Origin of the sequence: Rhizobium binxianense, assembly GCF_028994275.1 — a bacterium.
Taxonomy (GTDB): Bacteria; Pseudomonadota; Alphaproteobacteria; order Rhizobiales; family Rhizobiaceae; genus Rhizobium; species Rhizobium binxianense.
This window is the reverse complement of record NZ_CP118713.1, coordinates 2537700-2559321: the sequence shown is the minus strand read 5'-3', so window position 1 is coordinate 2559321 and position 21622 is coordinate 2537700. Positions and strand designations below refer to the sequence as shown.

Annotated in this window: 23 protein-coding genes; 11 read left to right on the top strand and 12 right to left on the bottom strand. The window is 62.6% G+C overall.

What is annotated here, in order from left to right; all coding sequences use genetic code 11:
- The first annotated feature begins 11 nt into the window (after window positions 1-11).
- A complete protein-coding gene (locus PO860_RS12765; protein ID WP_183606709.1) occupies window positions 12-938 on the top strand; it encodes a dihydrodipicolinate synthase family protein in 927 nt (308 codons plus the stop codon).
- Here PO860_RS12765 and PO860_RS12760 read toward each other — a convergent pair.
- Window positions 923-2947 carry an ATP-binding protein gene (locus PO860_RS12760; RefSeq protein ID WP_183606710.1) on the bottom strand — a complete coding sequence of 675 codons (2025 nt, stop codon included), beginning with the start codon at window positions 2945-2947 and terminating at the stop codon, window positions 923-925. The genes PO860_RS12765 and PO860_RS12760 overlap by 16 nt on opposite strands.
- Before the next feature lie 323 nt (window positions 2948-3270).
- Between PO860_RS12760 and PO860_RS12755 the strand changes: the two genes are divergently transcribed.
- Window positions 3271-5061, top strand: coding sequence for an acetolactate synthase 3 large subunit (locus PO860_RS12755; protein WP_183606711.1), 1791 nt, complete (start codon window positions 3271-3273; stop codon window positions 5059-5061).
- 83 nt (window positions 5062-5144) lie between these two features.
- Complete coding sequence (gene ilvN / locus PO860_RS12750) at window positions 5145-5717, top strand: acetolactate synthase small subunit (RefSeq protein WP_183606712.1); 573 nt, start codon at window positions 5145-5147, stop codon at window positions 5715-5717.
- 222 nt (window positions 5718-5939) lie between these two features.
- Here ilvN and PO860_RS12745 read toward each other — a convergent pair whose 3' ends face one another.
- Entirely contained in the window at window positions 5940-6788 is an 849-nt protein-coding gene (locus PO860_RS12745) for an aldo/keto reductase (protein ID WP_272782143.1), read from the bottom strand.
- Between the two features lie 150 nt (window positions 6789-6938).
- Here PO860_RS12745 and PO860_RS12740 point away from each other — a divergent pair, with 150 nt between their 5' ends.
- A complete protein-coding gene (locus tag PO860_RS12740; protein WP_183606714.1) occupies window positions 6939-7532 on the top strand; it encodes a LysE family translocator in 594 nt (197 codons plus the stop codon).
- Here the strand turns inward: PO860_RS12740 and PO860_RS12735 are convergent.
- Both PO860_RS12735 and PO860_RS12730 read right to left on the bottom strand, forming a co-directional pair.
- Complete coding sequence (locus PO860_RS12735) at window positions 7524-8000, bottom strand: DUF2269 family protein (RefSeq protein ID WP_275037839.1); 477 nt, start codon at window positions 7998-8000, stop codon at window positions 7524-7526. The two genes, PO860_RS12740 and PO860_RS12735, sit on opposite strands and share 9 nt — an antisense overlap.
- Window positions 8000-9274: an SDR family oxidoreductase gene (locus PO860_RS12730; RefSeq protein ID WP_273884216.1), complete on the bottom strand. Its 1275-nt coding sequence runs from the start codon at window positions 9272-9274 to the stop codon at window positions 8000-8002. The genes PO860_RS12735 and PO860_RS12730 overlap by 1 nt, the downstream gene beginning before the upstream one ends.
- A 326-nt stretch (window positions 9275-9600) precedes the next feature.
- Between PO860_RS12730 and nthA the strand changes: the two genes are divergently transcribed.
- Genes nthA through PO860_RS12715 form a run of 3 tightly spaced genes read left to right on the top strand, consistent with a single transcriptional unit; the run spans window position 9601 to window position 11277 of the window.
- Complete coding sequence (nthA, locus tag PO860_RS12725; protein ID WP_272782145.1) at window positions 9601-10263, top strand: nitrile hydratase subunit alpha; 663 nt, start codon at window positions 9601-9603, stop codon at window positions 10261-10263.
- On the top strand, window positions 10260-10919 hold the full coding sequence (gene nthB, locus PO860_RS12720; protein ID WP_273881085.1) for a nitrile hydratase subunit beta: 660 nt from the start codon (window positions 10260-10262) through the stop codon (window positions 10917-10919). The genes nthA and nthB overlap by 4 nt, the downstream gene beginning before the upstream one ends.
- Complete coding sequence (locus tag PO860_RS12715; RefSeq protein WP_183606719.1) at window positions 10906-11277, top strand: nitrile hydratase accessory protein; 372 nt, start codon at window positions 10906-10908, stop codon at window positions 11275-11277. The genes nthB and PO860_RS12715 overlap by 14 nt, the downstream gene beginning before the upstream one ends.
- Window positions 11278-11281: 4 nt before the next feature.
- Here the strand turns inward: PO860_RS12715 and PO860_RS12710 are convergent, their stop codons facing one another.
- The 3 genes from PO860_RS12710 to PO860_RS12700 are packed head-to-tail and all read right to left on the bottom strand — an operon-like array spanning window position 11282 to window position 12991.
- Entirely contained in the window at window positions 11282-12064 is a 783-nt protein-coding gene (locus PO860_RS12710) for an anti-sigma factor family protein (RefSeq protein WP_272782147.1), read from the bottom strand.
- Window positions 12061-12576, bottom strand: a complete 516-nt coding sequence (locus PO860_RS12705) for an RNA polymerase sigma factor (RefSeq protein ID WP_273881084.1) — start codon at window positions 12574-12576, stop codon at window positions 12061-12063. Before PO860_RS12705 ends, PO860_RS12710 begins: the two co-directional genes overlap by 4 nt.
- Before the next feature lie 34 nt (window positions 12577-12610).
- Entirely contained in the window at window positions 12611-12991 is a 381-nt protein-coding gene (locus tag PO860_RS12700; RefSeq protein ID WP_183606722.1) for a COG4315 family predicted lipoprotein, read from the bottom strand.
- 376 nt (window positions 12992-13367) lie between these two features.
- Between PO860_RS12700 and PO860_RS12695 the strand changes: the two genes are divergently transcribed.
- Window positions 13368-13856 (top strand): RrF2 family transcriptional regulator, encoded by a 489-nt coding sequence (locus PO860_RS12695; protein WP_183606723.1) that lies wholly within the window; start codon window positions 13368-13370, stop codon window positions 13854-13856.
- Between the two features lie 62 nt (window positions 13857-13918).
- Here PO860_RS12695 and PO860_RS12690 read toward each other — a convergent pair whose 3' ends face one another.
- The 4 genes from PO860_RS12690 to PO860_RS12675 form a co-directional block, all read right to left on the bottom strand.
- Window positions 13919-15400, bottom strand: coding sequence for a mechanosensitive ion channel family protein (locus PO860_RS12690; protein ID WP_273881083.1), 1482 nt, complete (start codon window positions 15398-15400; stop codon window positions 13919-13921).
- Between the two features lie 97 nt (window positions 15401-15497).
- A complete protein-coding gene (locus PO860_RS12685) occupies window positions 15498-15914 on the bottom strand; it encodes a cupin domain-containing protein (protein ID WP_183606725.1) in 417 nt (138 codons plus the stop codon).
- A 66-nt stretch (window positions 15915-15980) separates the two neighbouring features.
- The gene (locus PO860_RS12680) at window positions 15981-16736 is read right to left on the bottom strand and encodes an SDR family oxidoreductase (protein WP_273884212.1); all 756 of its coding nucleotides are present in this window, start codon (window positions 16734-16736) and stop codon (window positions 15981-15983) included.
- A 68-nt stretch (window positions 16737-16804) separates the two neighbouring features.
- Complete coding sequence (locus tag PO860_RS12675) at window positions 16805-17284, bottom strand: carboxymuconolactone decarboxylase family protein (RefSeq protein WP_183606727.1); 480 nt, start codon at window positions 17282-17284, stop codon at window positions 16805-16807.
- A gap of 131 nt (window positions 17285-17415) precedes the next feature.
- Here PO860_RS12675 and PO860_RS12670 point away from each other — a divergent pair, with 131 nt between their 5' ends.
- Together PO860_RS12670 and PO860_RS12665 are read left to right on the top strand one after the other, a co-directional pair.
- The gene (locus PO860_RS12670) at window positions 17416-18342 is read left to right on the top strand and encodes a LysR family transcriptional regulator (RefSeq protein WP_183606728.1); all 927 of its coding nucleotides are present in this window, start codon (window positions 17416-17418) and stop codon (window positions 18340-18342) included.
- A 104-nt stretch (window positions 18343-18446) separates the two neighbouring features.
- Window positions 18447-19574: an ATP-dependent DNA helicase gene (locus PO860_RS12665; protein ID WP_183606729.1), complete on the top strand. Its 1128-nt coding sequence runs from the start codon at window positions 18447-18449 to the stop codon at window positions 19572-19574.
- A 42-nt stretch (window positions 19575-19616) separates the two neighbouring features.
- On the opposite strand, the gene PO860_RS12660 is transcribed toward PO860_RS12665, so the two are convergent.
- The gene (locus PO860_RS12660) at window positions 19617-20309 is read right to left on the bottom strand and encodes a MerR family transcriptional regulator (RefSeq protein ID WP_273884211.1); all 693 of its coding nucleotides are present in this window, start codon (window positions 20307-20309) and stop codon (window positions 19617-19619) included.
- Window positions 20310-20749: 440 nt separating this feature from the next.
- Here PO860_RS12660 and PO860_RS12655 point away from each other — a divergent pair, with 440 nt between their 5' ends.
- Window positions 20750-21496 carry a pyridoxine 5'-phosphate synthase gene (locus tag PO860_RS12655; protein WP_273884210.1) on the top strand — a complete coding sequence of 249 codons (747 nt, stop codon included), beginning with the start codon at window positions 20750-20752 and terminating at the stop codon, window positions 21494-21496.
- Window positions 21497-21622: the final 126 nt, after the last annotated feature.

The following is a 21622-nucleotide window of genomic DNA, read 5'->3' as shown; positions in this document are numbered from 1 at the left end:
AGGATCGCATCATGTCTGTCGCTTCTCCGTTTCATGGTCTTTCGGCCTTTCCGCCCACGCCCGCCGATAGCGATGGCCGGGTCGACACGGAAGCTCTCGGCCGCCTGCTGGAACGCCTGTGCGATGCAGGTGTCGCGTCGATAGGCCTTCTCGGCAGCACCGGCATCTATGCCTTTCTCACACGTGAGGAACGGCGGCGAGCCATCGAGGCTGCGGTCGAATGCGTTCACGGTCGTATTCCCCTCGTCGTCGGCGTCGGAGCTCTGAGGACAGACCAGGCCCAGAACCTTGCGAGAGACGCCGAGGCCGCTGGCGCCGATGCGTTTCTGCTCGCACCGGTCTCCTATACGCCGCTGACCCAGGAGGAAGCCTACGAACATTTCCTCGCGGTCACCGAGGCGGCGAAGCTGCCACTTTGCATCTATAACAATCCCGGCACGACCCACTTCACCTTCAGCCGGGAGCTTCTGCAGCGCCTGTCCGACATCGAGACGATCAAGGCGGTGAAGATGCCTCTGCCTGTTGACGGCGATCTCGCGGGTGAGCTTGCGGCATTGCGTGAGAAGACCGACCTTGCGATCGGTTACAGCGGCGATTGGGGTGCGGCCGAAGCGCTGCTTGCAGGCGCCGACGCCTGGTACAGCGTCATCGGCGGCTTGTTTCCGCGTGTTACCCTTGCTCTGACTAAGGCTGCGATTGCCGGCGACAGCGGTGAGGCGCAACGGCTCGATACTCTCCTGCAGCCGCTGTGGAAAACGTTCAAGGAGTTCGGAAGCCTTCGCGTGGTCTATGCCCTGGTCGGTCGTCTTTCGCTTGCCCAGGCAGAACTCCCGCGGCCGTTGTTGCCGCTCGGGCCGATGGACCGGCGGCGTGTGCTCAACGCCGTCGAGCCTCTGATCGCGCTGGAGAGCGAGTGGAAAGTTCAATCCTTGTTATAGAGGCTGCTCAGCGGTTTTTTCAGGATGCTTTCGCGCAGCGACGTGCCGGGCTCGCGGCGGGTGATCGCAGGCTGGTCCGTCGGCGATGCCGGTCGGGGAAAGACCGGTTCCTCGCGGCGCATCTCGCGGCGCAGCGCATCCAACCGGGGATCGATCGAGGGGGAGACGCCGGGATCCAGCCGCGGTGTCTGCGGCAGCAGTTCGCGCCGGTAGGATTCGAGCGACGCGGACGACGGTGCAGGCGGCGCGTAGGGCTTGGCGTCCAGATCCTCGTCGGCGGCATCAGCCTCGTCGGAGCTTGTGACGGACGACGCGTAGCTCTGCTGGAAATTCGAGATGTCTGGTCCGACGGTTACCGCCCGCATGCGGGTGACGATCTTGCGCAGGTCGACCGTATCCGGATCTTCCTCGCTGTGTTTGTTATTGGCGCTGCTCGCCTTCGGCAGCAGGTTTTCGTCGACGCGGGAAAAGCGCATGCGCATCGGCACGCTGATCGCCTCGCCGAAAGCGATCGCCTCGCCGTTGCCGATCGAGGAGATGAAGCTCGTCGTCGAGATCGACGAATTCGGGATGGCCGAGCGGATGATTTCCTGGTCGCGGTCATTGGCAAGGCGCATGGCAAACAGCGTCGAACACTGCGACAGGATCGTCTGGTCGAGCTCACCCGGCCGTTGCGTGATGATGCCGAGCGAGACGCCGTATTTGCGGCCCTCCTTGGCGATGCGGGCGATTGCCTGGCGTGTCGGCACGAAGCCGAGGCTCGGATCGGAGGGGATGTAGCGGTGAGCTTCCTCGCAGACGACCAGCATGTGGATGGCGCCGTCGCTCCACAGCGCCACTTCGAAGGCCATGCGGCAGAGCACTGAGGCGACCGAATTGACGACCTCGGAGGGAATGCCGGCAAGCTGGAAGGTGCAGATCGGCCTGCCGTCGCCGGGGATGCGGAAGATCTGCGCGATGGTTTCGGTGATCGTGTCGCTGATCGTGTTGTTGGAGAACATGAAGTGATAGCGCGGATCATTGATCGCGGCGATGAGGCGCATCTTCAGCGATCGCAGGAAGGGCTTTTCCGAGCGGCCTTCCAGGCGGCCGATGCGCTCGTCGATCAGCGCCAGCAGATCGGCCATGCGGTAGGGAACCGGCGTATCGGCAGTGATCGAGCTCTTTTCCGTCGTGCGGCGCACCAGCGAATTGTCGCTGCCGCGGAAGGCGCGCTTGGCCTCCGGCAGGATATCACGCAGCATGTCGAGTTCTTCGGGCACCGGTGGGCGGCCGCGGAAGACGACCTCGGCAAATTCCTCCAGCCGCATCAACCAGAAGGGCAGGTCGAGCGTATCCGTGTCGATGGTGACGGCATGCTTGGGAAAGGCAGCGGCGAATTCGTTGTGCGGATCGAGGATCAGCACGCGCAGCTTCGGGTTCGCCGCGATCGCCTTGTGCAGCAGCAGCGACACGGCCGTCGACTTGCCGACGCCGGTCGAACCGACGACGGCGAAATGCTTGGAGAGCATCGAGGGGATATGGATCGCCGCATCGATGCTTTCGTCCTGCGTCAGCTTGCCGATTACGGCTGTCGTGCCCTCTCCGGCATCGTAGATGCGGATCAGGTCGGCGGCGCGAATGCGGTGGGCGATGGCGCCGAGATAGGGATAGCGTGAGATGCCGGTCGAGAATTCCTCGGTGCCGTCCTCATCGACGCGGACTTCGCCGAGAAGCTCGGTCTCGATCCTGAACGTATTATCCTCGCCTTCGCCCCAGGCATGGCTGCCGGTGTTCATCTGATAGACGAGGGCGACGACGCGATTGCGGCCGACGCTGATCGAAATCAGCCGGCCGACGGACCAGAGTTCGGTGAGATCGGTGCCGCCCTGTTCGGCGACGGCGGCAATCGTCGCCCTGGAGCCGCTGCATGCAACGACGCGGCCGAGAAAGCGATTCCCCGGCGCATGGCCATCGCGGCGATCATGCTCGCCTGCCTTGCCAGACGTGCGCGAGTCGTTGTTGAGCAAAGGGCTACTCCATGCGGTAGCGTATAAGAATAAAGTCGATCCTTTAACAAATCCTTCATCCTATGGATTTTCGGGTGCGCGAGGCTGGGGCAGTTTTTTATTGCGGCATGCGTTGACGCTGCGAAATTTTCTGTCTATCACTTCCGACCATGAAAATCGCAACGGCTCTTATCGTGGTGGGAAAGCGCATGGGCAGGATGGTGTAACCATCCGGCGATAGCCACCCATGCGCTAGATGACAGGCTCCTCCGGGGCCTTTTTTTATGCCCGAAAACAGGGCTTCCGGCCACAAACGCAATCCCAGCATCAAACGGAACAGACAGATGAGCACGGACAATCAGGCGGCAGGCAATCGGATGACAGGAGCGGAGATCGTTCTCAAGGCGCTGAAGGACAATGGCGTCGAACATATCTTCGGCTATCCCGGCGGCGCGGTCCTGCCGATCTATGACGAGATCTTCCAGCAGGACGACATCAAGCACATCCTCGTCCGTCACGAGCAGGGGGCAGGCCATGCGGCCGAAGGCTACGCCCGCTCCACCGGCAAGGTCGGCGTCATGCTGGTCACCTCGGGTCCGGGCGCCACCAATGCGGTCACGCCGCTGCAGGACGCGCTGATGGATTCGATCCCGCTCGTCTGCCTGACCGGCCAGGTTCCGACCTCGCTGATCGGCTCCGACGCCTTCCAGGAATGCGATACGGTCGGCATCACCCGGCCCTGCACCAAGCACAACTGGCTGGTCAAGGATGTCAACGAACTCGCCGCCGTCATTCACGAAGCCTTCCGCATCGCCCAGTCCGGCCGTCCGGGTCCCGTCGTCGTCGATATTCCGAAGGACGTGCAGTTTGCGACCGGCACCTATACGCCGCCCGCCGACTATCCGGTCCAGAAGAGCTACCAGCCGAAGATCCAGGGCGACCTCAACCAGATCCATGCGGCGATCGAGCTGATGGCGAGCGCGCGCCGTCCCGTCATCTATTCCGGCGGCGGCGTCGTCAATTCCGGCCCCGAGGCCTCCAAGCTGCTGCGCGAGCTGGTCGAGCTCACCGATTTCCCGATCACTTCGACGCTGATGGGCCTCGGCGCCTATCCGGCGTCGGGCAAGAACTGGCTGAAGATGCTCGGCATGCACGGCTCCTACGAGGCCAACATGGCGATGCATGACTGCGACGTCATGGTCTGCATCGGCGCCCGCTTCGACGACCGCATCACCGGCCGTCTCAACGCCTTTTCGCCGAACTCGAAAAAGATCCACATCGATATCGATCCGTCTTCGATCAACAAGAACGTCCGTGTCGATATCGGCATCCGCGGCGACGTCGGCCATGTCCTCGAAGACATGGTTCGCCTGTGGCGGGCGCTGCCGAGGAAGCCGGAGAAAAACCGCCTCGAGGATTGGTGGAGCGACATCGCCCGCTGGCGGGCGCGCAACTCCTTCGCCTATACGAAGAACAGCGACGTCATCATGCCGCAATATGCGCTGGAACGGCTGTTTGCGCATACCAAGGACCGCGACACCTACATCACGACCGAGGTCGGGCAGCACCAGATGTGGGCGGCGCAGTTCTTCGGCTTCGAACAGCCGAACCGCTGGATGACCTCGGGCGGCCTCGGCACGATGGGCTACGGCCTGCCGGCAGCACTCGGCGTCCAGATTGCCCATCCCGATAGTCTCGTCATCGATATTGCCGGCGACGCCTCGATCCAGATGTGCATCCAGGAAATGTCGACGGCGATCCAGTACGATGCGCCGATCAAGATCTTCATCATGAACAACCAGTACATGGGCATGGTGCGCCAGTGGCAGCAGTTGCTGCACGGCAACCGCCTGTCGCACTCCTATACTGAGGCGATGCCGGATTTCGTCAAGCTGGCGGAAGCCTATGGCGCGGTCGGGCTGCGTTGCGACAAGCCGGACGAGCTCGACGATGCCATCGTCGAGATGATCGAGGTCAAGAAGCCGGTCATTTTCGATTGCCGCGTCGCCAATCTCGCCAACTGCTTCCCGATGATTCCCTCGGGCAAGGCTCACAACGAAATGCTGCTGCCTGACGAGGCCACTGATGAAGCTGTCGCCAATGCGATTGACGCCAAGGGCCGCGCGCTCGTTTGACATTTTAATTTGCGCATAATCCTTTCTGAAGATCGCTTCCGATTTTCGGGGGGTATGCAGCAGGGAAGAGGAAACTCAAGACCATGAACGCACATCTACAGCCCACGGGCTCCGCCTATTTCATCTCGCCGGAAACGACGGCGGTCGAAAGCCACACGCTTTCGGTTCTCGTCGACAACGAGCCGGGCGTTCTTGCCCGGGTCATCGGCCTGTTTTCCGGGCGCGGCTACAATATCGAGAGCCTGACGGTTTCCGAGACCGAGCACCAGGCGCATCTTTCCCGCATCACCATCGTCACCCGCGGCACGCCACACGTGCTGGAGCAGATCAAGGCCCAGCTCGAGCGCATCGTGCCTGTGCACCGCGTCGTCGATCTCACGGTGCGGGCCCGCGAACTCGGCCAGGACCGTCCGATCGAGCGCGAAGTGGCGCTGGTCAAGGTGATCGGCGAGGGCGAAATGCGCGCCGAGACGCTGCGCCTTGCCGACGCCTTTCATGCCAAGGTGGTGGACGCGACGGTCGGCCACTTCATCCTGGAGATCACCGGCAAGTCTTCGAAGATCGACCAGTTCGTGGCGATCATGAAGCCGCTCGGCCTCATCGAGGTCTGCCGCACTGGTATTGCGGCGATGAACCGTGGCGCGCAGGGGATGTGAGTCTGCCGCTGCTGTCTGGTTGGTGCCGATAGCTGCCCCTCACCCTAACCCAACCGGGGTCGAGCCACTCGTCTCGCCCCCGTCCTTCGGACACCCGTAAACCGGGCGAGGGGACGTGCCATACAAGAGTTCGACAGGGATCAGGAGGGTTGCCACGTGTCCCCTTCGCCCCGCTTGCCGGGAGAAGGTGCCGGCAGGCGGATGAAGGGGCATGGCGTCTGATCACAGCATCTCCAGCGACCTTTTGCCTGTCGGCGGTGGGAAGGCCGCGTCGAGCGCCCTCCAGTCCTCGTCGGTAATGTCGAGCGACACGCAGTCGCGGTTTTCGCGAACGCGCTCGACATTTGATGTCTTCGGTATGACGAAGACGCTGTCGCGTTCCAGCAGGAAGGCGAGCGCCACTTGTGCGGGTGTCGCCTGATTGGCCTTGGCGATGCGAATCAGCTCGGGATGGTGCAGGATGCGGCCCTGTTCGATCGGCGAATAGGCCATGATCGGAATGTTGCGGCTCTGGCACCAGGGCAACAGATCGAATTCGACGCCGCGGCGGGAAAGATTGTAGAGCACCTGGTTGGCGGCGACATTGGCGCCGTCAGGCACGCGGAGCAGTTCCTGCATGTCGTCGGTATCGAAGTTGGAGACGCCCCAGGCGCCGATTTTGCCCGCTGCCTTCAGCGTCTCGAAAGCTTCGACCGTCTCGGCGAGCGGATAGTTGCCGCGCCAGTGCAATAGGTAGAGATCGATGCGGTCGGTACCGAGTCGTTCGAGACTGTTTTCGCAAGCTTCGATCGTGCCTTTTAGGCTGGCGTTCCAGGGATAGACCTTGCTGACGATGAAGACCTCGTCGCGCCGCCCTTTGATCGCCTGACCGACGATCTCCTCGGCGCCGCCGTCGCCATACATTTCGGCGCTGTCGATTAGCGTCATGCCGAGATCGATGCCGGCCTTCAGGCTTTCGATCTCGGCCTTTGCATAGCCGGCATCCTCGCCCATGGCCCAGGTTCCCTGGCCGAGTGCCGGCACTTCCGCGCCGTTCGGGAATTTGACTGTAGGGATCGGATCATCTTGCATGATTTTTTCCATTTTGCAGGAGATTGCGCGGCGTTCTTATCTTTCAAGTGGTCCTGTCACCATGACAATAATGTAATGGCATCAAGATTTTAGGGCAGTTATGCTGACGTAAATAAAGCAGGCCAAGGAAATGCTGACTTTGGAGGTCGCATGCCGCCGGATACGTTTTTAGCTCTCTTTCTCTTCGCCTTCACGACGTCGATCACGCCGGGGCCGAACAATATGATGCTCTTCGCCTCGGGCGTGAATTTCGGCTTCCGCAGGACGATCCCGCATATGCTCGGCATCGGCGCCGGCTTCTTCACGCTGCTCATCGCCGTCGGCCTCGGGCTCGGCGCGCTGCTGCACACCGTGCCCGTGGTCTACACGGCGCTGAAATTCGCCGGCGGCGCCTATCTCGTGTGGATCGCCTGGAAGATTGCCTCCTCGCGTTCTCTCAGCGAAGGCAAGAGCGGCGCAGCGCCGATGTCCTTTCTCGCGGCGGCGGCTTTCCAGTGGGTCAATCCGAAAGCCTGGGTGATGGCGGTCACGGCGATGGCGACCTATACTAATCCTGAACTCTATCTCATCAGCGTGCTGATCGTCGGGCTGGCTTTCGCGATCGTCAACGTGCCGAGCGTTTCGACCTGGGCGGGCTTCGGCTCGGCGCTTCGGGAATGGCTTTCCGATCCGGTGCGGCTGAAAAGGTTCAACATCAGCATGGCTGTGCTTTTGGTGGCGAGTCTCTGGCCGATGCTAAAATAGAGCGATCGCCGGTTTCGTCAGCATCAGCCAGAGAATGCCGACGACAGCGAAAAAGGCTGGAAAGCCGCAGGCGAACCAGATGCGGTAGAGGCTGAAATAGACGGGCGGCAGAGCGCTTCCCGCCATTGTTGCGACGCGAGCGAGATTACGCAGCCGGATCTGGATCCAAACGACCGGCAGCCAGAACAGGCCGGTGACGACATAAAGCAGCAGCGACAGCGCAATCCAGCCTTCCCAAAGATCCCATCCGATCGAGCGGGCGAGCAGTGTGCCAGTCACCGGCTGGAAAATGGCTGCCGTCGCGGTGAAGATCGTATCGGCAATGACGACGGTGCCGGCGACATGGGCAATCAGTCTGGGATCGCGCGTGCGGTGCGCCATCACCATGAAGAAGGCAATGCCGGCGCCGGTGCCGAAGAGCACGGTCGCGCCGATGACATGGGCAAGCAGCGGCCATTCCTCAAGCATCAGCGTTCGTCCTGGGTGGCAAGTGCGGTGAGCGTCAACAGGATGGACGGCAGCACCTTGACGAGGGGCCCGAGCGGATCGAGCCAGAGCACGGGTTCGAGCAGGCTGGCGCCGGCGAGATAGGCGAGCGACACGCCAAGCATGCCGAGAAGGGCGCGTTTCGCCAGGGGACGGACAAGCACGGCGGCGCCGAGCGCGATGTCGATGAGGCAGGTCGCAAGCGTCGTCGTCGTTGCCGCCGCCTCCGGCATGAACGGCAGGAAGTGGGCGGATGTCTTCTCCAGCGACAGCAGCGGGATCAGGCCGGAGAGCAGCCAGAAGGCGGAGAGGCCCGATATGACGAGCGGCTTCAGGAGATAGAGCCGGCCAAACCAGAGATCCTGCACGCCCGAGGGGTTGGCTGCGAGCGTTTCCGCCGCCGATGTGGCGGCAAGCCCGCTTTCTCGTCTGACGCTTCGTATGCCCTCCTGCATGACGGTCATCGCCGTTGAGCGTAGCGGCGAACGCCAGCCGAGCAGGCCCGCCATATCGGCCAGCCGCGTCACGGGCTTTGCAAGCCACGGGGCAAGAGAAAGGACGCGGACGGTCGGCAGGCCCAGCCATTGCCGGTGAAGACGGACGAGATCGGCGAGCGTAAGCACCTCGTCGGCGGCAAGAACGATATCCCCGCGGAGATCGCCTGCGACCGCCCGCGACACGGCTTCCGCCACGTCGTCCACGGAAAGTGTTTCGACCGGGCTTTCGGCATGGACGAGCGGCAGCGCCAGCGGGAAGGCGGCAAGTGCGCGCAAGAGCGACGAGCCGCCATGGGCATTGCGGCCGAGAACGAGGGCGGGGCGCAGGATGAGATGAGGCAGGCCGCTTGCCGCCAGCGCTTCGTCGGCCCGCCGCTTGGTGGCGAGAAAGGGCAGGTCACCTGCCGGGCCCGCCGTCCTTGCCGATATCTGCACGATCAGAGGCTGCGATGAGCGTTTGGCGGCGGTGTAAAGCGCCAGCATCGCCTGGGCCTGGGTGGCCGCCAGATCGTCCGATAGACCGTCCTGCAGGGCGCCGGCACAATTGACGACGACATGCTGGTCCTTGAGGATATCGTCCCAATCCTCAGGTTTCGTCATACGGGAGAGATCGGCCTGGCGCCAGCCGATCGCAGGCTGCTTCAGCCGTGCACGCGCCGGATTGCGCCCGAGGCCGGTCACGGCGTGGCCGTCGGCCACCAGCCGGGCCGCGACGATGGAGCCTATGAAGCCGGTAGCGCCGAGAATCAGGATGTTCATGGCAGGAGATTAGCGGAAAAGTTTGAAGGGGATAGGAGGGCTTGGCGGGCGCGTTGTGTGTGATAGAAAGAGGGGAGAAGTTTGCGCTGCTTTCCACGGGCGATGCTTTGAGAAGGGCGAGGCCTTGCCACGATTCTGCTTCTCCCCAGCGGGGAGAAGATGCCGGAAGGTAGATGAGGGGGCGAGCGGCGAAGCCGTGAGTGCACGAAGCGTAAGCGAAGGGGCAACGATGACGGGCGTGCCGTGCGGCGAGCCGCGGATCTCGCTTACTTTTCCGTCAGAGAGTGTTGAGAGCCGCTTATCTGCCGTACCGGGAGGACATTGCCTTGCACGATCATGACCACCACGACGACGAACATCATCACCATCACGACAACCACTATTCCGACATGCAGGCGCGCGTGAAGGCGCTGGAGACGTTGCTGACGGAGAAGGGCTTGATTGATCCGGCGGCGATCGATGTGATCGTCGAGACCTATGAGACCAAGGTGGGGCCGAGAAACGGCGCGCATGTCGTTGCCAGGGCCTGGAGCGATGCCGATTTCGCCGAGTGGCTGAAGCGCGACGCGACGGCGGCGATATCAAGTCTCGGTTACACCGGCCGGCAGGGCGAACATATGCGCGCCGTCTTCAATACATCTGAGACCCACAATCTCATCGTCTGCACGCTCTGCTCCTGTTATCCCTGGTCGGTGCTCGGGCTGCCGCCGGTCTGGTACAAGGCGCCGGCCTATCGTTCGCGCGCCGTCATCGATCCGCGCGGCGTGCTTGCCGAATTCGGGCTGACGCTGCCCGAGGAGAAGAAGATCCGCGTCTGGGATTCGACGGCGGAGCTGCGTTATCTCGTGATCCCCGAGCGGCCGGCGGGGACAGAAGGGATGGACGAAGCCGCACTTGCCGGGCTCGTCAGCCGCGATGCGATGATCGGCGCGGCGATCGCAGGCAGCTCGAAGATTTCAGCTGCCGGCAGCCCGGAGGCCCTGTCATGAACGGACCGCATGATCTCGGCGGCCAGATGGGCTTCGGGCCTGTCGCGCCCGAAAAGGACGAGCCCTGTTTCCATGCCGAATGGGAAAAGCGGGCGCTCGGCATCACGCTTTCCTGTGGCGCTTTCGGCGCCTGGACGATCGATGAAAGTCGCCACGCGCGTGAGAATATCCCGCCGGCCGATTACCTCGCCGCCAGCTATTACGAGATCTGGATCCGCGGCATCGACAAGCTGCTCGAGCGGCATGGTTTTGCGACGCGCGAGGAACTCTCGTCCGGGCGGAAGCTGCAAGGTGGCGCCGTGCCGAAGCGGGTGCTGAAGGCGGACATGGTGCCTGCCGCTCTGGCAAAGGGTGGGCCTTGCGATCGTCCTGTTGACACCGCGGCGCTCTTCGCGGTCGGCGAACGCGTGAAGACCAAGAATTTCAATCCGGTGACCCATACGCGGCTGCCGCGTTATGCCCGCGCCAAGACCGGCAAGGTCGAGGCGGTGCAGGGTTCGTTTGTCTTTCCCGACGATAATGCGCATGGCAAGGGCGAGAACCCGCAATGGCTCTATACCGTTGTCTTCGACGGCGGCGAGATCTGGGGCGAGGGCGCGGACCCGTCGCTGACGGTCTCCATCGATGCGTGGGAGAGCTATCTTGAGCCTGTGTGAAACCCCCTCGCAGCTCTCGCAATCACCGGGCCTGCCGAAGTCGCCGGCGGGTGATCCCGTCTTCCCGGAACCCTGGGCTGCCGAAGCCTTCGCCATGACAGTGCATCTGCACGAAAAGGGTGTCTTCACCTGGAGCGAATGGGCTGCGGCGCTTTCGACGGCGTTGCACAGGCCTGGCCGGGCCGAAGACGGCAGCGACTATTTCGACTGCTGGGTGGAGGCGCTTTCGGATCTGCTCGTCAGTCGCGGCGTGGCGGATGCCTCCGCCATCCTCGCCCTGCAGAAAAGCTGGCAGCGGGCCGCCGAGGCGACGCCGCATGGCAAGCCGATCGAGCTTGGCAACGATCCGCTGCGCTGATCGCTCACGACGGGAATTGCCGATAGCACTCCTCGGCCACCCCTCGCAGCGTCTCGCGCGAGATTTCGCCGGTGACGGCGTAGCCGAGTTCGCCGTCGATCCAGTAAAAGGTTTCGAGATTGCCCGACGAGGCGAAGCGGAAGCTCGTGGTGCGGTTTTCCCTATTGCGGCCGACCATGACGGTCAGGCGCTCGCCGGACTGGTTTTCGTACATGAACATCGCCCCCGGCCTGCCGTCGACCGGCAGCAGGCGGCCTCCGACCAGCTTGAAGCCGAGCGGCTGCAGGTTCGGGATCTTGAGGTTTTCGATCGCCAGTCGCTTGCCGAGCCAGGTGGCAAGATGCGCCTCCTCATCGGCGAAGACCTCGACGGGGTGGCGGACCTCGGCGGCATAGACGGTGAAGGCGGTCTCGGCCTGCTTCGGCAGGGTTTCGGAGCTGGCAAGCTGCAGCTCCGGCTCTTCCAGAAGTGCGGTGCCATAATGGCCGCTGACGGCGCCGAGCGCGAAGACGAGGAGAGCCGCGGCGGCAACCGCCCAGCCTTTTGCGGTTGGCGAGACCGCGCGCGGGGGCGCGACGAGCAAGGCATCGGTTTCCTTGGCCTTCTCGTAACCGGCAAAAAGGGAGCGGATGCCTGTGTTCTGCGCCTGCCATTCGGCGACCATCTCCGCCTCGTCGGGATTGTCGGCAAGATAAGCCTCGATGCGGGCACGCGCCGATTCCGGCAGCTGGCCGTCGGCATAGGCGTGGAGATCGGCTTCGGTGACGATCGGGTTGGCTTCGTTCATTTCGGTCTCCGAAGCGTAATGACGTTGTCGGCCTTCAGCCGCTCCGTGACGCGCTGGCGGGCGCGCGACAGGCGGGACATGACGGTGCCGATCGGGATATCGAGGGCTGCGGCAACTTCGCCGTAAGTGTATCCCTCAATGACCACGAGCATCAGCACGGCGCGGTGCTCCTCCGAGAGGCTGTTCAGCGCGTCGTCGAGCCGCGCGCGCTCCAGCGGATCGGCCGGCGGTTCGGGTGCGGCGATATCCTCCGCGGCGACGAGTTCAACGAGGCCGTCGCGCGCCTTGGCGCGCCGGCCGTTGCGGTAGAGATTGGTCATGATGGTCAGGACCCAGCCGCGGAGGTTGAGGCCGCGCCATTGGCCGCGGCGCGCCAGCACCTTTTCGACGCAATCCTGGAGCAGGTCCTCGCCATCGGCATCCGAACGCGTCAGGCTGCGCGAATAGCGCCTGAGCGCGGGCAGGAGGGCCAGGATCTGGCCCTCGAAACTTTCGGGTGCGGGTGTTTTCACGCCAGCCGCTCTCTTGTGATCAAGGCTCCTGCGATCAAGGTTTGGCGAGATCCCAGTTGCCGCCGACGCCGTCGCCGGTGATGTCGCCGGACTTCTTGTCCTTGACCCAGTAGTAGAGCGGCATGCCGTTCTTGGCCCATTGCTTCGTGCCATCCTTACGGTCGATGATCGAATATGCACCATCGGCCTTGGCATCGGAAGCCGCCATCAGCGGCGGCCAGTTCTTGGCGCAATCGTCGTTGCAGTTGGAAACGCCCTTGGCATCCTTTTTGAAGGTGTAGAGGGTCATGCCGTTTTCGCCGGCAAGCACCTTGCCCTTGGCGGATTCGACTTCCTTGACGGGAGGGGCGGCGAAAGCAGCGGTCGCGGCGAGGGCGGCTGCCGCTACGACGGACAGGAATTTCACGGATGTCATGATGTCTCTCCTCAGGTTGGGCACGCAATGCTGCGATACCTGAGATGAGACACGGGCGGAGGCGATTTTATTCCCGTCACAGAGAAAGTTTTGTCGCGGCAACGGTGCGTTGCGGCAAGTACACCGATCAGCCCTCATGGCGAGGAGGCCCGCAGGGCCGTCTCGAACCACGAGAGCGGGTGGCGGGGCGCGTGCCTGCTGCATGCAGATTTGCCGGGTCCAGCGCCAGTGGCTAGCCCCGCCCTTCGGGGCGCCTCAGGATGAGGCCGGAGAGAGGACGAGCGCTGATTTTGCAAATCATTTACATCCCCTCGATTTGTGGATATCATATATCCTTAATTTCATTCCCAGAACCAGCCATCATGTGAGTTGCTGAATGATCCTGAAAAGCCAGGTCGAGTGGGCGCTGCACTGCTGTGCCATTCTCGCGGGCCTGCCCGAGGGCAGGTATCTCTCCACCAAGGCGCTCGCAGAGCTTCATGGCCTGCCGAAGGAATATCTTTCCAAGGCGCTGCAGAGCCTTTCGCAAGCGTCGCTCGTCGAGACCACGCTTGGCCCGAGCGGCGGCTACAGGCTTGCGAGGGGGGCTTCGGAGATCAATTTTCTCGACATCGTCGAGGCGGTCGAGGGAAAGGCGCGCAGCTTCACCTGCACGAATATTCGTGAGAACAATCCATGCCGGCCAGCCGGATATTGCGACAGCAAGCCTTGCGCGGTCGCGCGCGTCATGTGGGAAGCCGACGAGGCTTGGCGGAATACGCTGCGGCGCGTCCAGCTTGCGGATCTCGTCGGCACCTTGTCGGAGGAGGTCCCGGCCGACATTTGGCAAAGTACGTTCCAATGGGTCCTCAAGCGCGCCGGCTGATTTCGCCTTTTGGTTTGCGCAATTCCGGACGCAAACCGCTGCACACTTTTTGCTAGGAAGGTCTAGGCCCTGAAGATGGTCCTGATGGTTTTCAGAATGGCGCGCGCGTTGTGGCCGTGTTCCGGGGGCAGGGCGCCGCCGTCGCGGAAGCGCTCGGCGCGACCGGCGAGGTCTTCGGCGATTTCTTCAGCCAGCGCCGGACGCTCATTCAGCAGCGGCGCGAAGGCCTCCTGATTGATTTCATAGGTGATCACAGGGGTCAGAGCCTCCAGGGTGCAGACTTCCTGCATGCCCGCCAGCAGGCCGGTCTCTCCGAAAAAATCACCCGGCGCCAGCCGTCCGCGCTCTTCCTCGCCGTGCCGCGCCGCGATGATGCCGGCCCGCACCATCATCAGTGAGGGAAGCATTTCGCCCTCCCGCACGATGACATCGCCCTTGCGGAATTCTCGCACAGCGGTGGTCTCGGCGAGCTTGCGCTTTTCATCTGATGTCAGCGTCGCAAAGATCGGAATGGCCTCGATCAGCGCAATCGGCGTCACGCTGGGCGGTTGCGCGGTCTCTTCGGACGGCAGATCAGCCGTCAGGATTGTCGCGGACGCCGGAACGGCGATAAGCAGGCCGGCCGATTTGCAGTGGCGATAGACGAGATCCAGCACCTCGTTTCGCGCCGGCACACGCTGGCTGGGGCTCTTCACCTGGAACTGCAGCTCGACCTCAAGCGCGGTGGCATCGAGCCCCTTCAGCGCCACGACCGGCGGCGGCTCGCGCACGATCGAATTGCAGCTTGCAAGCGCCGTTACCATGATGCGCCGGACCGATGCCGGCATCCGCGTCGGGGCGATGCGGATGGTGAGGGTCAAAAGATGGCTCTCGTCCGGCCGGCTGATATTGGTCAGGCCGAGCTTTGCCAGAAAACTGTTCGGCAGGACGACGATATTGTTGGCGCTGGTCAGGATGTGCGCCGCGCGCCAGTTGCTTTCGACGACCCGTCCCTCCGTACCGTCGCTGAGAAGGATCCAGTCGCCGATGACATAGGGCCGGCCGAGGGTCAGCGCGATGCCGGAGAAGACGTCGGCGAGCGTGTTCTGGAGCGCGAGACCGAGAATGATGGCGACCACGCCCGAGGTCGCAACGAGGGTGCCGATCGGCACGCCGAAGACGAAGGCAAGGATCGAGAGCGCCATGCCGATATAGACGACGCCGATGACGAGATCCTGGAGGAGGCGGGCCTCCCGCGGGCTGCCCTCCAGCACCAGATACAGCCTGATGAAACCGATGACGGCCCATGCCAGGTGAACCCACCAGAGCGATTTTGCGAGAACGACGAGTAAGGCCTGCGGATTTTCCGATTGATATCCCTGAAACCGGTGGGGTTCGATGCCGCTGCCGACGAGGATCAGCGTCATCACACCAAAGAACAGGATCTGCACCACCAGTCGCGTCGTCGGCCGCTGGCGGGAAAGCAGATGCCAGACGATGATGCCGGCGAAGCCGACTGTTATGAGCGATATCAGAGGCTTGCCGAAGAACACGTCGTAGATCATCTCTCTTTGTCTCCGGAAGGGGCGGGCGGCACATGATTCAGCATCTCGGCCGCCCGCGCAAGCATCGGAGCTTCGCGCGAACGGCAGCAGTGAACTGTCAGTTCTGGAGCGGATAGGTCAGCTCTTTCTGGTCGGTGTCGACGACGAAGACGGCGAGCAGGCGGGCGGGCTCAGTCTCGCTGCCATTGGCGCTGACGCCATGGCGGTCGCCCGGCATTTCGGAGAAGTTCTCCCCGGCCTTATAGACCTTGACCGGGCCGTCATTGACCTGGCTGCGGATCGACCCTTCGAGCACCGTGGCGTAGATGAAGGCGGAGTCCGGATGGGTGTGGCCTTCGGAGAAGCCGCCGGGTCCGTATTCGACCAGCACGCCCTTGATGCTCTTGCCCGGCACGTTCGGTAGCTCGTGCTGATAGACGAGCGTTACCTTGGCGGACTTGCTGCTGTCGTGGGCGCTGGCGCCGGTGACGGCCAGAAAGGCGAGAGCGGCGGCGACGACTGATTTTCTGATCATGGGAATCTCCATGTTGCTGGGGTGGAGAGGACGCGCTCAAGCCGCCGCGTCCTGAGAGCAAGCCAGTCACTTCGGCTGGGCGGACTTTGCGAACCACTCTTCGAAGGTGATCGATCCGAGCCGTGGGTTGCCGTCGGAGACGAGCGACCGGTCGTTCAGCCTTGCGCCGAAATATCTCGCCTCGACATCGGCCTCGACGGTCCTCGGGTCTTTCATGGCCTTCAGATACCGGGCCACGAGTTCGCTGAGACGAGCCCGTTCCGGGCCTGATATCTCGACCGTCGCGTTGGCAGGCGGTGCGAGCGCCACCTCAGCCATGGCGTCGGCGACGTCGTCGGAGGCGACCGGCTGCACATAGGCCGGCGACAGAATGACCGTCTGGCCGATGGTGCCGGATTGGGCGATACCGTTCAGGAATTCCATGAACTGCGTCGAATGCACGATCGTATAGGGAATGCCCGACGCCTTGATCAGCTTTTCCTGGGCGAGCTTGCCGCGGAAATAGCCGCTCTCCTGCAGGCGCTCGGTGCCGACGACGGAGAGCGCGATATGGTGCTTCACGCCGGCAACTTTTTCGGCGGCGAGAAGATTGCGGCCCGAAGTCTCGAAGAATTCGAGCACCGCCTTGTCCTCGAAGGACGGCGAATTGGCAAGGTCGAGCACGACTTCGGCGCCTGCGAGCGCCTCTGCCAGCCCTTCTCCGGTGATCGTGTTGACGCCGGAGTTGGGCGAGGCGGCAATCACTTCATGGCCGCGCTTGCGCAGGCGTTCGACAGTCTTCGAACCGATGAGGCCGGTTCCGCCGATGACAACGATTTTCATAACAGATCTCCGTTCGCTGCCGGGGTACGGCGGCGTCAAAGTTGAATCTTCTCAATGAATTGCGAGGATCAGTTCAGGCCGGCTTTGTCGAGGCCGTAAGCCTTATCGGCTGAGCCGGGGACGGTCTTGAAGCCGACATTGACGCGGTTCCAGGCGTTGATCGCCATGACGACGAAGGTCAGGTCGGAGATTTCCTTTTCGGAAAGCTGGCCGCGAACCCGTTCGTAGATCTCATCGGGAATGCCGCCTTCGGCCAGCTTTGTCAGGGCTTCCGTCCAGGCAAGGGCGGCACGCTCGCGGGGGATGAACAGGTTCGATTCCCGCCAGATGGCGACGTGATGGAGCCGCAATTCGCTCTCGCCGAAGATCTTCGCCTGCTTCACGTGCATGTCGAGGCAAAAGCCGCATCCGTTGATCTGCGAAGCGCGGATCTCGATGAGGGCCTGAAGCTTGTCGTCGATTACGCTGCTCTTTAACGCCATGCTGAATTCCATGAACTTCTTGAAAAGCTCGGGGGACTGCTGGGCGTAGTTCAATCTCTGGCTCATGTCATCTCTCCTCTAATTAAGGATATTTGATATCCTTATGGATAAAAAATATCCTTAATTGCTGGACTGTAAAGCCCTTCCAGCTTAGTCTGGCTGCATAAAGCCTATGCGCAAAAGTATGAGGGGTGGGGATGGATATCGTTTCGGCATTGCGGACTTTCCTGCGCGTCGTGGAGACGGGTTCGTTTTCGGCAGCGGCGCACGATCTCGAGGTGACGCAGCCGGCGGTCTCGCGGCAGGTCGCCGCCCTCGAAGGCCATTTCAACACGCGCCTCCTGCATCGCACCACGAGCGGCCTGTCGCTGACGGCGGAGGGGGAACGGATGCTGCCGATGGCGCTCCGGATACTCGAAGCGGTGGAGGAACTCGGCGATGCCGCCGGATCGAACGGAGCCACGGCTTCCGGAAAAGTCAGGCTCAGCGTTCCGGCGCCGCTCGGCCTCTATCTCAGCGAAAGGCTCGGTGATCTTCTCGCCTTGCATCCGAAACTCTCGGTGGAACTGCTGTTCAGGGAGCAGAGCTCGGATATGATCGAGGAGCGCCTGGACCTCGAAGTGCGCCTCGGCCCGGTCGCCGACAGCAGCCTTGTCTGCCGGCGGATCGGCTGGACGACCGCCTTCCTCGTCGCATCGCCCGCCTACCTTGCGCGCAAGGCACCGCCGCGGACGCCGAAGGACATCAGGGACCATGAATGCCTCTGTTACAACAGGGCGGGCGAGGCCAATGCATGGTCTTTCTCGAACGGCTCGGAGGATATATCCGTCAGGATCTCGCCGCGGCTGACCGCCTGCAACGCCGTCGCCATTCACAGGGCAGCGCTTGCCGGTGCGGGTCTGGCGGTGCTCTCCCACATCATTGCCGTGCCTGATATCGTCGCCGGCCGGCTGATCCCTGTGATGGAGGATTTCCAGCCGAGCCGCCTGCCGATCACCGTCGTCTATCCCTCGAGGCGCAACATGCCGTTGCGCGTCAAAACGGTTCTGGACTTCTTGAGCGATGCCATCGGACAAGACCCATCGATGGGCACAAGCGGCATGGACCGGCGGTGGGAGCTATGATTGCCCCGCCGAGCGGTTCGCACCCGGGATCTTGCCGTCGTCGGCGATGCCGCATCAGTTTCCGCCTTGCCTAACGCCCGCGAATCCTGCCAAGTCGTGCAATCATGCAATTTGCGCCGCAACAAGACGAAGCCCTCAAGGCTGTTTCGAAATGGCTGAATGAAGGGCGCTCGCCGCTCTTTCGCCTGTTCGGCTATGCCGGAACGGGAAAGACGACGCTTGCCAAGCATTTTGCCGAGAATGTCGACGGCGACGTGCTGTTTGCCGCCTTCACCGGTAAGGCCGCGCAGGTGCTGCGCTCACGCGGCGCCTCCAATGCCAAGACGATCCACTCGCTGATCTACCGGCCGCGCGGCGAGGAGGCGGTGGAGGACGAGGAAACCGGCAAGACGTCGATCGCGCCGATGTTTTCGATCAACCGGCAGAGCCCAGTCGCAAAGGCGGCGCTGATCATCGTCGACGAATGCTCGATGGTCGACGAGGCGCTCGGCAAGGATCTGATGAGCTTCGGCACGCCGATCCTGGTGCTCGGCGATCCCGGCCAGCTGCCCCCGGTCAGCGGCGGCGGTTACTTCACCAATCAGGATCCGGATTACCTGCTCACCGACATTCACCGCCAGGCGCGCGACAATCCGATCATCAAGCTTGCCATGCAGGTGCGCGAAGGCAATGAGGTGATGTATGGCGATTACGGCACGGCCAAGGTGATCTCGAAGAACGAGGTGACGCAGGATCTGGTGATGAAGGCCGACCAAGTGCTCGTCGGCACCAACCGGACGCGCCGCCGCTACAATCAGCGTCTGCGCGAGCTGAAAGGCTTCAATGCCGATTATCCGCAGACCGGCGACAAGCTCGTCTGCCTGCGTAACGACCCGGCCAAGGGCCTGCTCAACGGCTCGCTCTGGCAGGTGATGACCTCGTCGAAGGAAACGACGAAGCCCGGCATCAATCTGCTGGTCCGTCCCGAGGACGACGACATGGACCGCGGCGCGGCCAAGATCAAGCTCCTGAAACAGGCCTTCGAGGATGTCGAAGGCGAGATCCCCTGGAACACCCGCAAACGCTACGACGAATTCGACTACGGCTATGCGCTCACCGTTCACAAGGCGCAGGGCTCGCAATGGAACGACGTCGTGCTGTTTGACGAGAGCTGGGCGTTTCGTGACACGCGGGAGCGCTGGCTCTATACCGCGATCACACGCGCGGCGGAGACGCTGACGATCGTCCGTTAACGATTGGCGCGGAGGCGACGGTGGCGGCCGTCGGAGGTCTGTTCAGGCCTGCACGATGCCGAGCAGAACCGCCTTGGCGATGGCCTGGAAGCGGTTGTTGGCGCGGAATTTCAAGATGATTCCGGCTTCGAGATCCTTGGTCTCGTCATGCTTCAGGTCGAGGGCCCGGGCGATGCGCTGGGTGGAATAGCCTTCCGCCATCAGTTCCAGGCACCGCCGTTCCTGCGGGGTCAGGCTGGCGCTGTCCTGATTGTCGTTCAACGGCGGCTCTTCGATGCTCCCGTCGAAATCCAGGAGGTCGCCGACCTGCTGGAGCTGGCGGTGCAGCGTCGACATTTCGGCGGTCAGCTCGCGTTTGCGCACCTGCAGGGCCTCGCGGAACATCCCCTCGGCTCTTTCCTGCGAATCGGCCTTGCGAAGCTCGTCCATCAGTTCCTGGATGACGGCGATCGGCATGCCTGTCTCGCGGCAGACGGTGATGACCGCCATGCGCATCACATCGTCTTGTCCGTAGACCCGCATCAGGCCGATGCGATTGGCCGAAATCAACCGTTTTTCTTCGTAAAAATGCAGTGTCCTGTGCGTAACGCCAAATGCGTTGGCCATATCGGCAATGGGCACGGGACCGTCTGGCAGATCCGGCGGCAGCGCGGCCGAAGGCAGAAACCGGTATTTCGACCGGGCCTCCGACGCAATACCGGCGGTAGCAAACAGGCGTTTGGAAACGTCTGGCATGAACCCTCCTAGGGCATCGTGTTGCACCTCATGCGGATTTGCCAATTGCTTCCCGGCGCGGCGAGTGGGGTTTTCCTCTAGGCATTCTTATCGTGGGAAAGAAGCAGTACGCGGCCTACGTTTACGCGATACAATGTCCACGTTATGCGTGAACGATCTTTTTTATAAGTGCTAAAAATAATCTCTTTTAAATGGGATAGCAACGTGACGGCATATTTTACGCCGGTTGTTGGGTGTGTTGCAGCAAAACATCTGCTGCGTTGCGGTATCTGCCGGTCGTCTTCAAAGGTGACGGGAATTACTATTTGCGGTACGCGCGGGGTGAATGCCCTGGTCCATCAGCGATCTGCATCGCATCCATCTGCGAATCTCGTTGGCCATCGCACGGCACTTGGCTTAAAAGCAGGGCCTCTCATTTCCGTGACCGATGGATGCCAGCCATGCCCGCCAAGCTCTCCGTGAACCTCAATGCCATCGCCATGCTGCGCAACCGGCGCGATCTGCCCTGGCCGAGCGTCGAAGCGCTTGGACGAGTAGCTCTTGCTTCCGGCGCCAGCGGATTGACGGTGCATCCACGCCCCGACCAGCGGCACATCCGCTTCTCCGACCTGCCTGTGATCCGCAACCTGATCGATGACGAATTCCCCGCAGCCGAATTCAACATCGAGGGTTATCCCACAGAAGAATTCTTCGAGCTCTGCGCCGGCGCGGCCCCTGAGCAGGTGACGTTGGTGCCCGACGATCCCGCCCAGGCGACCTCCGATCACGGCTGGGATTTCCGCAAGCACCGCGCGTTCCTGACCGATGCCGTCGCGCGGCTGAAGAGGATGGGATGCCGGGTCTCACTGTTTGCCGATGGCGATGGCGACGCGGAAGCCGTCGAGATCGCCAAGGCTGTCGGCGCCGACCGGATCGAACTCTACACCGGCCCCTATGGCGGCTGTTACGACGCGCCGGAGCGGGCTGCCCCGATCCTCGAAGCGCTGGGGCAGACGGCGGATGCGGCGCTGGCGATCGGCCTTGCCGTCAACGCCGGCCACGACCTGACGGTGGCAAACCTGCCCGCGCTGGTAAAGCGCATTCCTCATCTGGCCGAAGTCTCGATCGGCCATGGGCTCACCGCCGATGCGCTGGAATATGGTATGGCGGAAACGGTGCGGCGGTTCTGCAGGGCTTGCGGGCAGTAGGTTTGAGGAAGGTCGTCTCCTTCTAGCGTTGGCGGCGGCTAACTTGATGCCCTGCAAGGCTTTCCCGTGCCCAGGAGCGAGGGCGCAGGATTCCTGTGCCCGTGACATCCGACCTGCGGACCGGCC

Excerpts from the sequence above, each read along its gene's own strand:
- PO860_RS12765 (WP_183606709.1), top strand. The coding sequence starts at position 12 with ATGTCTGTCGCTTCTCCGTTTCATGGTCTTTCGGCCTTTCCGCCCACG.
- PO860_RS12755 (WP_183606711.1), top strand. The coding sequence starts at position 3,271 with ATGAGCACGGACAATCAGGCGGCAGGCAATCGGATGACAGGAGCGGAG.
- ilvN (WP_183606712.1), top strand. The coding sequence starts at position 5,145 with ATGAACGCACATCTACAGCCCACGGGCTCCGCCTATTTCATCTCGCCG.
- PO860_RS12745 (WP_272782143.1), bottom strand. The coding sequence starts at position 6,788 with ATGCAAGATGATCCGATCCCTACAGTCAAATTCCCGAACGGCGCGGAA.
- PO860_RS12740 (WP_183606714.1), top strand. The coding sequence starts at position 6,939 with ATGCCGCCGGATACGTTTTTAGCTCTCTTTCTCTTCGCCTTCACGACG.
- PO860_RS12735 (WP_275037839.1), bottom strand. The coding sequence starts at position 8,000 with ATGCTTGAGGAATGGCCGCTGCTTGCCCATGTCATCGGCGCGACCGTG.
- PO860_RS12730 (WP_273884216.1), bottom strand. The coding sequence starts at position 9,274 with ATGAACATCCTGATTCTCGGCGCTACCGGCTTCATAGGCTCCATCGTC.
- nthB (WP_273881085.1), top strand. The coding sequence starts at position 10,260 with ATGAACGGACCGCATGATCTCGGCGGCCAGATGGGCTTCGGGCCTGTC.
- PO860_RS12710 (WP_272782147.1), bottom strand. The coding sequence starts at position 12,064 with ATGAACGAAGCCAACCCGATCGTCACCGAAGCCGATCTCCACGCCTAT.
- PO860_RS12700 (WP_183606722.1), bottom strand. The coding sequence starts at position 12,991 with ATGACATCCGTGAAATTCCTGTCCGTCGTAGCGGCAGCCGCCCTCGCC.
- PO860_RS12695 (WP_183606723.1), top strand. The coding sequence starts at position 13,368 with ATGATCCTGAAAAGCCAGGTCGAGTGGGCGCTGCACTGCTGTGCCATT.
- PO860_RS12690 (WP_273881083.1), bottom strand. The coding sequence starts at position 15,400 with ATGATCTACGACGTGTTCTTCGGCAAGCCTCTGATATCGCTCATAACA.
- PO860_RS12685 (WP_183606725.1), bottom strand. The coding sequence starts at position 15,914 with ATGATCAGAAAATCAGTCGTCGCCGCCGCTCTCGCCTTTCTGGCCGTC.
- PO860_RS12680 (WP_273884212.1), bottom strand. The coding sequence starts at position 16,736 with ATGAAAATCGTTGTCATCGGCGGAACCGGCCTCATCGGTTCGAAGACT.
- PO860_RS12675 (WP_183606727.1), bottom strand. The coding sequence starts at position 17,284 with ATGAGCCAGAGATTGAACTACGCCCAGCAGTCCCCCGAGCTTTTCAAG.
- PO860_RS12670 (WP_183606728.1), top strand. The coding sequence starts at position 17,416 with ATGGATATCGTTTCGGCATTGCGGACTTTCCTGCGCGTCGTGGAGACG.
- PO860_RS12665 (WP_183606729.1), top strand. The coding sequence starts at position 18,447 with ATGCAATTTGCGCCGCAACAAGACGAAGCCCTCAAGGCTGTTTCGAAA.
- PO860_RS12660 (WP_273884211.1), bottom strand. The coding sequence starts at position 20,309 with ATGCCAGACGTTTCCAAACGCCTGTTTGCTACCGCCGGTATTGCGTCG.
- PO860_RS12655 (WP_273884210.1), top strand. The coding sequence starts at position 20,750 with ATGCCCGCCAAGCTCTCCGTGAACCTCAATGCCATCGCCATGCTGCGC.